We start from the raw sequence: 12,547 nt of genomic DNA on the forward strand, positions 1-12,547 counted from the left end.
TAAGGTGCCGCTGGGGGGCCCCCGACCCCCCCCCCCCGCCCCCCCGCCCGTGCCCGGGCGGGGGCGGCTGCCCCGTCTGACGGCCGCGCGGCGCGGCCCGTCCACCGCTACCCGGCACGCCGGGGGGCGGGTACGGTCAGGCACGCCGCCGGCCGAGCCGCATCACCGCCGCACCCGCCGCGATCAGCGTGGCCGAGAGGCCGAGCAGGATCGGCATCCCCTCGGACCCGGTCTCGGCCAGCTCACCGTGGTGACCGGGCTTGCCGTGGTCCTGGTCCTGGCCGTGCTGCCCGCCCTGCTGGCCGTGGCCCTGGTGGCCCTGGCCCCCGCCCTGGTGGCCGGACTGGTGCCCGGGCTTGCCCCCGTGCTCCTGGCCGCCGTGGTGGACCGGCTTGCCCGGCTTCCCCTGCGCGGCGGAGTTCGCCTTGTTCACGTTCTTCGAGGCCTGGACGTTCTTCTGGCTCTGCTCGTTGGACTGCTTGTTGTACTGCGCGGCCGACTGGTGCGCGGAGTTGTCGAGGCTGTTCTTCACGACGACGGTCACGTGGACGTGCTGGTCCTGCCCCTGGGACTGGCCCTGCTTGCCGCTCTGGCTCTGGCCCTGGGCCTGCTCCTGGCCCTGGCCCTGGTGCTGCTGGTTGCTCTGCCCCTGACCCTGGCTTCCGTGGCCCTCGTGGCCGCCCTCGCCCTCGTGGCTGCCCTGACCCTCGTCGTCGCAGTCGTCGCCGGCGGCCTGCTGGGCCGCGGGAGCCTGCTGGGCCGCTGCGGTCGACTGGCCCGAGGGAGCCTGCTGGCCCGCTGCGGCCGGCTGACCGGCGGGAGCCTGCTGACCGCCGGGGGCCTGCTGACCCGCTGCGGCCGGCTGGCCCGCGGGGGCCGACTGACCCGCGGGGCCCTGCTGACCCGCCGGTGCCGGGGCCATCGGACGGCTGCGCTCCACGCGGTCCTCGCCCGCCAGCGAGGGCTCGTCCTCCTCGACGGCGTCGTCCTCGACCGCCTCGTCGCCCTCCGACGCCGGGCCGTCGGCCCACTCCTCCTCGGCCTCGGCGTCATCGGCGTCCGCCCGGTGGGCCGGCCGGAGCACGGGCGCGGTGTGGAAGGTGCTCCGGCCGTTGAAGGTCCAGGTGCCGGCGGCGGAGCCGGTGTTCGCCTCGGCCGAGCGCAGCAGGCTGTCGACCCATTCGCCCTGGGCCTGCGCCGATTCGGAGGCCGCGCCACGGTCGACGAGGGGCGAGGCGTAGGCGGTGCCGTCGGCGCCGCAGACGAGGGCGGCCGAGGCCAGTCCGGACACGACCAGGGTGGTGATTCGAGTACGCATGACACTCCAGGATGATCCGCAAAACGGATCTTCTGAATACGCTCCCGTGTCACCCGGTCACGGCGCGCACCGCTGCGGAGTAACCGCATCGGCCTAACGAATTAGCGTGCACGGAGGACGCCGTCCGGGCGACCCCGGCAACACCGCGGGCCCGCTCCGACCGGAGCGGGCCCGCTTGGCAGTTGACGTACCGTCAGAGCACCTGGAGGTTCTTCCGCAGCTCGAACGGCGTCACCTCGGAGCGGTACTCCTCCCACTCCTGGCGCTTGTTGCGCAGGAAGAAGTCGAACACGTGCTCGCCGAGGGTCTCGGCGACCAGTTCGCTGCGCTGCATCAGGTCGATGGCCTCGCCGAGGTTCTGCGGCATCGGCTGGATGCCGAGGGCGCGGCGCTCGGCGTCGCTGAGCGCCCAGACGTCGTCGTCGGCGCCCGGCGGGAGTTCGTAGCCCTCCTCGATGCCCTTGAGGCCGGCGGCGAGGGTGACGGCGTAGGCGAGGTAGGGGTTGCAGCCGGTGTCGAGGGAGCGGACCTCGACCCGGGTGGAGCCCTGCTTGCCCGGCTTGTACATCGGGACGCGGATCAGCGCGGAGCGGTTGTTGTGGCCCCAGCAGATGTACGAGGGGGCCTCGCCGCCGGCGCCCGCGGTGCGCTGCGAGCCGCCCCAGATGCGCTTGTACGAGTTGACCCACTGGTTGGTGACCGCGGCCGTCTCGGCGGCGTGGCGCAGCAGGCCGGCGATGAAGGAGCGGCCGACCTTGGAGAGCTGGTACTCGGCGCCGGACTCGTGGAAGGCGTTGCGGTCGCCCTCGAAGAGCGAGAGGTGGGTGTGCATGCCGGAGCCGGGGTGGTCGGAGAACGGCTTCGGCATGAAGCTGGCGTGCACGCCCTGCTCCAGCGCGACCTCCTTCATGACCAGGCGGAAGGTCATGATGTTGTCGGCCGTGGAGAGCGCGTCGGCGTAGCGCAGGTCGATCTCCTGCTGGCCCGGGGCGCCCTCGTGGTGGGAGAACTCCACCGAGATGCCCATCGACTCCAGCATGGTGATCGCCTGGCGGCGGAAGTCGTGGCCCACCCCGCGCGGGGTGTGGTCGAAGTAGCCGGACTGGTCGGCGGGGATCGGCGGGGTGCCGTCGCCGGGCAGGTTCTTCAGCAGGAAGAACTCGATCTCGGGGTGGGTGTAGAAGGTGAAGCCGAGGTCGGAGGCCTTCTCCAGGGTGCGCTTGAGCACGAAGCGCGGGTCGGCGAAGGAGGGGGAGCCGTCCGGCATCAGGATGTCGCAGAACATCCGGGCCGTGCCGGGCGTCTCGGAGCGCCACGGCAGGATCTGGAAGGTGGTCGGGTCGGGCTTGGCGATCATGTCCGACTCGTAGACCCGGGCGAAGCCCTCGATCGCCGAGCCGTCGAAGCCGATGCCCTCCTCGAACGCCTGCTCCAGCTCCGCCGGCGCCACCGCGACCGACTTCAGGAACCCGAGCACATCGGTGAACCACAGCCGGACGAACCGGATGTCACGCTCTTCAAGCGTACGAAGCACGAACTCCTGCTGCTTGCCCATGGGGACAGTCTCACCTCTGCTCTTTACGTTCGTGTTACGCCCGGAAACCGCCCGGAGACGACTGACCCCATCATGGCGGATCAAGACCCCCGACGGCACCGGCGACCCCACCACGGCCGCCGTCCGGGACGTACCCGGAGGACCGCCCGGCACCCCGCCCGCGGCCTCGTCCGACGCCTCACCCCACCCCCCGGCCGAGACATTGCGTCAGATCGACGATTACACTCGTGGCATGCCCAATCTCCGTCTCGCCCTGAGCCAGATCGACCCCTGGGTCGGTGACATCGCCCGCAACAGCGATGAGGTGGTGCGCTGGACCAAGCAGGCCGCCGCGGCCGGCGCCCAGCTGGTCGCGTTCCCCGAGATGGTCCTGACCGGGTACCCGGTCGAGGACCTCGCGCTGCGCAGTTCCTTCGTCGAGGCCTCCCGGGCCGCCGTGGTCGAACTGGCCGCGCGGCTGGCCGACGAGGGACTGGGCGAGCTGCCGGTGGTGGTCGGGTACCTGGGCCGCTCCGAGCACGCCTCGCCCCGCTTCGGCCGTCCGGCCGGCTCCCCGCAGAACTGCGCCGCGGTGCTGCACCGCGGCGAGGTGGTCACCCGGTTCGCCAAGCACCACCTGCCCAACTACGGGGTGTTCGACGAGTACCGCTACTTCGTGCCGGGCGACCAGCTGCCGGTGCTGCGGGTGCACGGGGTGGACGTCGCGCTGGCGATCTGCGAGGACATCTGGCAGGACGGCGGCCGGGTCACCGCCGCCCGCGAGGCCGAGGCCGGCCTGCTGCTGGTGATCAACGGCTCGCCGTACGAGCGCAACAAGGACGACGTCCGCCTGGAGCTGGTGCGCCGCCGCGCCGCCGAGGCGGGCTGCCCGCTGGCGTACGTCAACATGGTCGGCGCCCAGGACGAGCTGGTCTTCGACGGCGACTCGATCGTGGTCGGCGCGGACGGCGAGGTGCTGGGCCGCTCGCCGCAGTTCGAGGAGCACCTGCTGGTGCTCGACCTGGACCTGCCGGCCGCGAGCGCCAACCACACCGACGGGCTGCTGCTCAGCGACGGGATGCACCTGGTCCGGGCCGAGCTGGGCGGCGAGCCGCAGGACGCGCCCGGGGACGCGGTGCGGGCCGAGGTCGCGCCGCGGCTGAGCGACGAGGCCGAGATCTGGGAGGCGCTGGTCGCCGGCACCCGGGCGTACGTGCGCAAGAACGGCTTCCGCTCGGTGCTGATCGGCCTGTCCGGCGGCATCGACTCGGCGCTGGTGGCGGCCATCGCGGTGGACGCGATCGGGGCCGGGAACGTGTACTGCGTCTCGATGCCGAGCCGCTACTCCTCGCAGCACTCCCGGGACGACGCGGCCGAACTGGCCCGCCGCACCGGGCTGAACTTCCGCACCGTGCCGATCGCCCCGATGTTCGACGCCTACCTGGCCGCCACCGAGCTGACCGGGCTGGCCGAGGAGAACCTGCAGTCCCGGCTGCGCGGCACCCTGCTGATGGCGATCTCCAACCAGGAGGGGCACATCGTGCTCGCGCCCGGCAACAAGAGCGAGCTCGCGGTCGGCTACTCCACGCTGTACGGCGACTCGGTGGGCGCGTACGGGCCGATCAAGGACGTCTACAAGTCGCTGATCTTCCGGCTGGCCCGCTGGCGCAACGAGGAGGCCGAGCGGCGCGGCGAGGTGGCGCCGATCCCGGAGAACACCATCAGCAAGCCGCCGTCCGCCGAGCTGCGACCGGACCAGAAGGACACCGACTCGCTGCCCGACTACGACCTGCTGGACACCGTCCTCGACCTGTACGTCGAGGGCGACCAGGGCCGGGACGCGATCGTGGCGGCCGGCTTCGCCCCCGAGGTGGTGGACCGCGTGGTGCGCCTGGTCGACACCGCCGAGTACAAGCGCCGGCAGTACCCGCCGGGCCCGAAGATCTCGGTCAAGGGCTTCGGCCGGGACCGCCGGCTCCCGATCACCAACCGGTGGCGCCGGGGCTGACCCCTGCGGGCCCCCTCCGGCAGGCAGGAGGGGGCCGGGCTCAGTACCGGTAGTCGGCGGCGACCGCGAGGTGGTCGCTGCCGTCCCGGTCGAGGACCTTGGAGTCGGTGGGCCTCAGCCCGCCCTTGCTCATGATCTGGTCGATCCGGGCCATCGGGAACTCCGCCGGCCAGCTGAAGCCGAAGCCGTCGCCGGCCGCGCCCTGGGCCGATCGCATCTGGGAGGTGATCGGCGCCAGGCTGCGGTCGTTCATGGTGCCGTTGAGGTCGCCCATCAGCAGCACCTTCTTCAGCGGCTCCGCCTCGATCGCGTCGCCCAGCGCCTGCGCCGAGGCGTCCCGCTGGTCGGCGGTGAACCCGCTCTCCGCCTTCAGCCGCACGGAGGGCAGGTGCGCCACGTACACCGCGAGCGGGCCCTGCGGGGTGGTCACCTGGGCGCGGAAGGCCCGGGTCCAGCCCATCTTGATGTCCACCACCTTCACCCCGCCGATCGGGTAGCTGGACCAGAGCCCGACCGTGCCCTCCACCGCGTGGTACGGGTACGTGTCGGCCAGCCCCTTCTCGTACGCGCGCAGGTCCTTGCCGGCCAGCTCCTGGAGGGCGACGATCTGCGCGCCGGACGCCTTGAGCAGCTTGACGGTGCCCTGCGGGTCGGTGTTGCCGGCGGCCACGTTGTGGCTGACCACGCGCCAGTCGGCGGTGCCGCCGCTCTTGTCGCTCAGCAGCCCGCCGAACAGGTTGAACCAGAGCACGGTCGGCAGCAGCAGGGCGATCAGCGCGGTGGCCGAGCGGCGCAGCAGGGCCGGCACCAGCAGCACCGGGACGGCCAGGCCCAGCCAGGGCAGGAAGGTCTCCAGCAGGCTGCCCAGGTTGCCGACGTCGTTGGGGACGTCGGCGTGGAAGACCAGCAGGGCGGCGGTCAGCAGGGCGAGGACGGCGACGGCCAGGCCGCGGCGCCAGGTGGTGGCGCCGCGCGCGTCACGGCCCCAGTGCCGCAGTCCGAGGAGGCCGGGGCCGGCGGGACGCCCCGGGCCGGGGCGCTCGGGGCCGGCGCCGGGCACCTCGGAAGGCTCGTCCGGCGCGGGCGCGACGTCCGGCCGGTGCGCGACACCCGGTGTGTGCGGCTCGTACGGCGTGTGCGGCTCGTACGGTTCGCCGAAGGAGCCGGACGGACCGGACGGGGGCGGGTCGCCGAACGGCCCGGGCGCGCCGGCCGCGGGGGCACCGGCAACGGCCGAACCGGCGGGTTCGGCCGGCCCGGCCGGCTCCGGGTCGGCGCCCGCTCCGGTCGGTGCCGTCGCGTGGTCCGCCCTGTCCGCCTGCGCCATGCCGCTCCCCGTGTCGGTGCTCCGTGCCGTGCCGATGCCGGTACGAACGGCCCGCGCGGTCGCCCGTGTCCGGGCGTCCACCCAGCCTATGCCGGGAGGGACGCGGAGCCGGCCGGACGGGTTCCGGCGTGGCACCGTTCCGTGACCTTGGGCACACGGTTGTGGCACGGCGGCGGCCCGGAGGAGGCTCAGGACGTCCCGTGCGGCGGGGCGGCCAGTCCGGTCAGCAGGGCGTCGACCATGGTGGCGGGCAGCTCGGGGTCGTCCAGGTCGGACTCGTCCCAGAGCACGCTGCGGGTGAGGATCGGGCCGAGCAGCAGGTCGCCGAGCAGCTCCGCGTCCAGGTCGCCGCGGAGCTCGCCGGTGGCGATGCCGCGCTCGACGACGCCCTGCAGCAGCCGGCGGCGGGGCCTGATGGCGCGCTCCTTGTAGGCGGCGTGCAGCTCGGGCCACTGGTGCATCTGGCCGAGGGCGACCTTGAGCACCCAGCGGGAGCGCTTGGCGAGGCCGCGCTGGCGCATGTACTCGATCATGGCGATGAGGTCGTCGCGGACGCTCCCGCCGGTGAGCTGCGGCTCCGGGGCCTCCAGCCGGGAGACCACGTCGACCAGCAGGGCCTCCTTGTTGGGCCAGCGGCGGTAGATGGTCGCCTTGCCGACGCCGGCGGCGGTGGCGATGCCCTCGATGGTCAGCTCGGCGAGGCCGGCGCCGTCCTCCATCAGCCGCTCGACCGCGGCGAAGATCGCCTGCTCGGCGGCCTCGCTGCGCGGGCGTCCGCGGCGCGGGGTCGCGTCGCACGCGGTGTCGCACGCCTCGGCCGTGGCCTCGGTGTTCATCCCCGCTCTCCTCTCCCCAGGTCACCGGCGCCGGGGTGCCCGCGCCCGGCGCCGTCGTTCCGATGTCGTCCCGCCGGTCCCGCCCACCGCCTCCCGGGCGGCCGGCCGGTGACCGGCGGCCCGACGGGCGGGGCCCCGCCGCGCCGGTGCTCCGGTACGGCAGGGCCCCCATTGTGACGCAGCCCGGTCCGCCCGGGCACGACCATCCGCGCGCCGGCCGGACCGCGCGCCGTACGGCCGCCGCAGGTCAGCGGCCGCCCGGCGGTTCCGCGGCCCGGCCGGGCGCGGCCGTGGCTCAGGCGTCCACGGGCTCGCGCTTCTGGGCGGGCACCGGGGCGCCCGGGGCCGCGGGGACCTTGCCGGGCAGCAGGAACCAGGCCAGCAGCGCGCCGACGAAGGTGACCCCGGCGGACAGCAGCGCCACCACGTGCATCGCGTCGATGAACGCCGCGTTGGCGGGGTCGATCAGCGCCTTGCCCTGCTCGCCGAGCCGCCCGGCGACGGCCAGGGTGGCCTCCAGCGACTCGCCGGCCTTCTCCCCCAGGCCGTTCGGCAGGTGGTCGAGCCGGTCGGAGATGCCGTCGCGGTAGACGGTGGAGAGCACCGCGCCGAGGACGGCGACCCCGAGCGAGCCGCCGACCTGGCGGAAGGTGTTGTTGACCGCCGAACCGGCGCCGGCCTTCTCGCGCGGCAGCGCGCCCATGATGGCCACGGTGACCGGTGGCATCACGTGCGCCATGCCGGCGCCCATCAGCGCGCCGAGGGCGACCAGCACCCAGATCGGAGTGTCGGTGTCCAGCAGCAGGTAGCCGAGGAAGCCGACGGCGATCAGCGCCATGCCGCCGGCGCAGGTGGCGCGGATGCCGAAGCGGTCGACCACCAGCCGGGCCCGGGGCGCGAACACCAGCTGGGCCCCGGCCAGCGGCAGCATCAGCATCCCGGCCTCCAGGGCGCTGTAGCCGCGCACGCTCTGGGTGTAGAAGACGCCGAAGAAGGAGACGCCCATCAGCGCGAAGAAGACCAGGCCGACGACCACGACGGAGGCGCTGAACACCCGGTCGCGGAACCAGGTGACGTCCAGCGCGGGGTGCGCGGTCCTGCGCTCGAAGACCACGAAGGCGGCCAGCGCCAGCAGGCCCACCAGCATCGGCGCCCAGGCCCCCGGGGCGGTGAAGTCGGCCAGCTCGCCGCCCTTGATGATGCCGTAGATGAGGGCGACCAGGCCGACGATGGAGAGCAGCACGCCGACCGGGTCCAGCCGGCCGGGGTTCGGGTCCTTGGACTCGGGCACCAGCACGATCATCGCGATCACGGCCGCGATCACGATCGGCACGTTGACCAGGAAGACCGAGCCCCACCAGAAGTGCTCGATCAGCAGACCGCCGGTGATCGGGCCGATCGCGATGGCGAGGCCGACCGCGCCGGCCCAGATGCCGATCGCCTTGGGCTGCTCGGAGCGCTCGAAGACGTTCATGATGATGGCGAGCGTGGCGGGCATCGCGAAGGCGCCGCCGACGCCCATCAGCGCGCGGTAGCCGATCAGCTCACCGGGCGAGGACGCGAGCGCGGACAGCAGCGAGGCGATCCCGAAGACCACCATGCCCAGCACCAGGGCGCGCTTGCGGCCGAAGCGGTCGCCGAGCAGGCCCGCGGTGAACAGCAGCCCCGCGAAGACCAGGGTGTAGGAGTTGATCGCCCATTCCAGGTCGCTCTGGGTGGCGCCGAGGCCGGTGGGCGCGGGCGTCGCGATGGTCTTCATGGCGACGTTGAGGATCGAGTTGTCGAGCACCACCACCAGCAGGGCGAGCACCAGGGTGCCCAGGATCGCCCAGCGGCGGCGGTGGATGGCTTCGGGCACGCGCGGTGGTGCGGCGGCGGTGGTCATGGCAGTCCCCGGTCTTCCCGTCCGTACAGATGGCTCCGACGGCGCGGCCGGTGCGGATGGCCCCGTGCGCCGCGTGGATCTGGCGGGAATTTACGATCCGCTCGCGTCTCGTAACCCCCGGAGCCAGGCTAGCGCTCTTTTCGATACGAGACGAGCCCGTATCGTAAAGCCTCGGCAAAAAGCCGGGAGGGGCCGGTGTGGCGTGGATCGCACCCGCCGGGACGTACGCCTCTTTGCGCCCGCGCCACGGCGTGCAAGCATGGAGGGGATCCGGGGACGCCGCACGGCGCCACGAGACGACAACCCTTCAGGAGCCTGTTCGATGAACGCTTCTTCGCCTTCGCCTGCCCAGAACCAGGCGTCGACCGCCACCCTCTACGGTGGCATCACCAACCGCCGCGTCACCGTCCGCGACCTCGCCGCCGCCAAGCAGCGCGGCGAGAAGTGGTCCATGCTGACCGCGTACGACGCGCTGACCGCCGGGGTCTTCGACGAGGCCGGCATCCCGGTGCTGCTCGTCGGCGACTCGGCCGGCAACTGCCACCTCGGGTACGAGACGACCGTGCCGGTGACCATGGATCAGATGGTGATGCTCTCCGCCGCCGTCGTCCGAGGCACCAAGCGCGCGATGGTCGTCGGCGACATGCCGTTCGGCTCGTACCAGGAGTCGCCCGCGCAGGCCATGCACAACGCGGCCCGGCTGATGAAGGAGGCGGGGGTCGGCGCGGTCAAGCTGGAGGGCGGCGAGCGCAGCGCCCGCTCCATCGAGCTGCTGGTCGAGGCCGGCATCCCGGTGATGGCGCACATCGGCCTCACCCCGCAGTCCGTGCACGCCTTCGGCGGCTACCCCGTCCAGGGGCGCGGCGACGAGGCGGCCCACCAGCTGCTGCGCGACGCCAAGGCGGTGCAGCAGGCGGGCGCCTTCTCCGTCGTGCTGGAGGCCGTACCGGCCGAGCTGGCCGCCCAGGTCACCGAGCAGCTGGCCGTCCCGACCGTCGGCATCGGCGCGGGCGTGGACACCGACGCCCAGGTGCTGGTGTGGACCGACATGGCCGGCATGACCGCCGGACGGGTACCCAAGTTCGTCAAGCAGTACGCCGACCTGCGGGCCGTCCTCGGCGAGGCCGCCCGCGAGTTCGCCGCCGACGTCAGCGCGGGCACCTTCCCCGCGCCGGAGCACACCTTCCACTGACCCGGTGACACCACGGCCCCGCTCCCCCGCCGGGGGGGGCGGGGCCGTTACTCGCCCGCTCGCCTCCGGGCCCTCCTGACCCGATGCCGACAGTCGTTCCTCCCTCACTCCTTCGTCGCTCCCCCGCGCCTCCCTTCCGGCACCGGCGGGCCCTTCGGCTCGGGGCGGGACCGTTACTCGCCCGCTCGCCTCCGGGCCCTCCTGACCCGATGCCGACAGTCGTTCCTCCCTCACTCCTTCGTCGCTCCCTCGCGCCTCCCTTCCGGCACCGGCGGGCCCTTCGGCTCGGGGCGGGGCCGTCGCGTCCGGGGCGGTGGCCGCCCCGCCCGGGCGGGGTCGGCGCGGTGACGGTCGCGCGGCAGCGGGATGACAGCGCGGCGACAGCGGCCCGCCGGGGCCGTCCGTACGGCGACCGCGGGCCGACAGGGTGCTGACAGCGGGGACGGACAGCCTGGGGGCATGACACGAATCGCCACCGCCCCGAACGACCGGGGATCCGCAGCGGGGAACGCCGTGGAGGTCCGCGGCATCGTCAAGCACTTCGGCACCACCAAGGCCCTCGACGGCGTCGACCTCACCGTCCGCCAGGGCACCGTGCTCGGCGTGCTCGGCCCCAACGGCGCCGGCAAGACGACCCTGGTCCGCGTGCTGTCCACGCTGATCAAGCCCGACGCCGGCACCGCGTACGTCGGCGGCTACGACGTCCTGCGCCAGCCGCGGCAGCTGCGCCGCACCATCGGCCTCACCGGCCAGTACGCCTCCGTCGACGAGATGCTCTCCGGCTACGAGAACCTCTACCTGATCGGCCGGCTGCTCGACCTCTCCCGCCGGGACGCCAAGGCCCGCGCCACCGAGCTGCTGGAGCGCTTCTCGCTCACCGACGCCTCCCGGCGCATCGCCAAGACCTACTCCGGCGGCATGCGCCGCCGCCTCGACCTGGCCGCCAGCATGATCGGCCGGCCGCGGGTCCTCTACCTGGACGAGCCCACCACCGGCCTCGACCCGCGCACCCGCAACGAGGTCTGGGACGAGGTGCAGCGGATGGTCGCCGAGGGCTCCACCGTGCTGCTCACCACCCAGTACATGGAGGAGGCCGAGCAGCTCGCGGACGAGCTGACCGTGATCGACCGGGGCCGGGTGATCGCCGCCGGACGGGTGGCCGAGCTCAAGGCCCAGGTCGGCGGCCAGACCCTCCAGGTCCGCCCGGCCCACCCGGCCGAACTCCCGGAGATGGCCCGCTGCCTGCACGACACCGGCATCGCGGCCGCCACCCTCTCCGCCGACACCGGGCTGCTGTCCGTACCGATCACCGGCGAGGAGCAGCTGACCGCCGTGATCGGCGTGCTCGGCTCCCGCGGCTTCGCGATCGCCGGCATCGACACCAAGGTGCCCAGCCTGGACGAGGTCTTCCTCGCCATCACCGGCAAGCCCTCGACCACCGCGGACGCCACCGCCAGCCTCGCCAAGGAGCCCGTCGCATGACCACCGCCACGCTCGCCCCCGCCCGGGACGACCGCGTCCGGGCCGAGGACGCCCGGATCGGCCTGGCCGGGAACCTCCGTCACATCGGCGCCCTGACCCGCCGCAACCTGCTGCGGATCAAGGCCGACCCGGAGTCGATGTTCGACGCGGTGCTGATGCCGATCATCTTCACCGTGCTCTTCGTCTACGTCTTCGGCGGGGCGGTCTCCGGCGACCAGGACGCCTACAAGCAGTACATGATCCCGGGCCTGCTCGGGCAGACCGGCCTCACCCTGGCCATGGCCGTCGGCACCGGCCTCAACAGCGACTTCCAGACCGGGGTGATGGACCGCTTCCGCACCCTGCCGATCGGACGGGCCTCCGTCCTGCTCTCCAAGATCGGCGCGGAGACCTGCCGGGCGCTGCTCTCCTTCGCCATCATGATCGTGTTCTCGCTCTGCATCGGCCTGGAGCTGAAGGGCGGCGTGCTGAACCTGCTCGCCGCGATCGGACTCTCGCTGCTGTTCGGCATGTCGATCATCTGGATCTCGATGCTGCTGGGCATGGCGCTGCGCAGCGCCCAGGCCGTCCAGGGCGTGTCGATGCTGGTCCTGATGCCGATGCAGTTCGGCAGCTCGATCTTCGCGCCGGTCGACACCATGCCGGGCTGGCTGCAGGCCTTCACCCGCTACAACCCGCTCTCGGCGCTCGCCGACTCCTGCCGCGCCCTGATCAACGGCCAGGGCGCGATCGCCCACCCGACGCTCATCGTGGTGGTCTGGTCGGTCGCCATCACCGCGATCTTCGCGCCGCTCGCGGTGGCCCGGTTCCGCAAGCGGACCTGAGCGCGGGCCACGTCGCGAAGTTCGCGCGCGGGCCCGGTGCGGGATCCGTCGGAGGGTTCCCGCGCGGCACCACCCACAGACGGACCTGACCGCGGGTACGGCCGGCCGGCCCCGGGGACGGGCCGGGGACGGACCGGACCG

At 73.1% G+C, this 12,547-nt stretch carries 9 protein-coding genes; 4 read left to right on the forward strand and 5 right to left on the reverse strand.

Features of this window, described 5'->3' with window-relative positions:
• Positions 1-136 precede the first annotated feature (136 nt).
• Both ACWEQL_RS19745 and ACWEQL_RS19750 read right to left on the reverse strand, forming a co-directional pair.
• A complete protein-coding gene (locus tag ACWEQL_RS19745) occupies positions 137-1,318 on the reverse strand; it encodes a hypothetical protein (RefSeq protein ID WP_452151551.1) in 1,182 nt (393 codons plus the stop codon).
• Between the two features lie 193 nt (positions 1,319-1,511).
• On the reverse strand, positions 1,512-2,873 hold the full coding sequence (locus ACWEQL_RS19750) for a glutamine synthetase family protein (RefSeq protein WP_452151552.1): 1,362 nt from the start codon (positions 2,871-2,873) through the stop codon (positions 1,512-1,514).
• A 232-nt stretch (positions 2,874-3,105) separates the two neighbouring features.
• On the opposite strand from ACWEQL_RS19750, the gene ACWEQL_RS19755 reads away from it, so the two are divergent.
• Entirely contained in the window at positions 3,106-4,860 is a 1,755-nt protein-coding gene (locus tag ACWEQL_RS19755; RefSeq protein ID WP_452151553.1) for an NAD+ synthase, read from the forward strand.
• Between the two features lie 40 nt (positions 4,861-4,900).
• Here ACWEQL_RS19755 and ACWEQL_RS19760 read toward each other — a convergent pair whose 3' ends face one another.
• From ACWEQL_RS19760 to ACWEQL_RS19770, 3 genes are all read right to left on the reverse strand, one after another.
• Positions 4,901-5,857 carry an endonuclease/exonuclease/phosphatase family protein gene (locus ACWEQL_RS19760; RefSeq protein WP_452151585.1) on the reverse strand — a complete coding sequence of 319 codons (957 nt, stop codon included), beginning with the start codon at positions 5,855-5,857 and terminating at the stop codon, positions 4,901-4,903.
• Positions 5,858-6,375: 518 nt separating this feature from the next.
• Positions 6,376-7,023 carry a TetR/AcrR family transcriptional regulator gene (locus ACWEQL_RS19765; RefSeq protein WP_452151554.1) on the reverse strand — a complete coding sequence of 216 codons (648 nt, stop codon included), beginning with the start codon at positions 7,021-7,023 and terminating at the stop codon, positions 6,376-6,378.
• Positions 7,024-7,318: 295 nt separating this feature from the next.
• Positions 7,319-8,908 carry a DHA2 family efflux MFS transporter permease subunit gene (locus ACWEQL_RS19770; protein ID WP_452151555.1) on the reverse strand — a complete coding sequence of 530 codons (1,590 nt, stop codon included), beginning with the start codon at positions 8,906-8,908 and terminating at the stop codon, positions 7,319-7,321.
• 322 nt (positions 8,909-9,230) lie between these two features.
• Between ACWEQL_RS19770 and panB the strand changes: the two genes are divergently transcribed.
• The 3 genes from panB to ACWEQL_RS19785 all read left to right on the forward strand — a co-directional run bounded on the left by panB (position 9,231) and on the right by ACWEQL_RS19785 (position 12,406).
• Positions 9,231-10,100 carry a 3-methyl-2-oxobutanoate hydroxymethyltransferase gene (gene panB, locus ACWEQL_RS19775; RefSeq protein ID WP_452151556.1) on the forward strand — a complete coding sequence of 290 codons (870 nt, stop codon included), beginning with the start codon at positions 9,231-9,233 and terminating at the stop codon, positions 10,098-10,100.
• Positions 10,101-10,559: 459 nt separating this feature from the next.
• Positions 10,560-11,582: an ATP-binding cassette domain-containing protein gene (locus tag ACWEQL_RS19780; protein WP_452151557.1), complete on the forward strand. Its 1,023-nt coding sequence runs from the start codon at positions 10,560-10,562 to the stop codon at positions 11,580-11,582.
• On the forward strand, positions 11,579-12,406 hold the full coding sequence (locus tag ACWEQL_RS19785) for an ABC transporter permease (protein WP_452151558.1): 828 nt from the start codon (positions 11,579-11,581) through the stop codon (positions 12,404-12,406). The genes ACWEQL_RS19780 and ACWEQL_RS19785 overlap by 4 nt, the downstream gene beginning before the upstream one ends.
• Positions 12,407-12,547: the final 141 nt, after the last annotated feature.

The sequence above is a fragment of the Kitasatospora sp. NPDC004240 genome, from assembly GCF_053603215.1.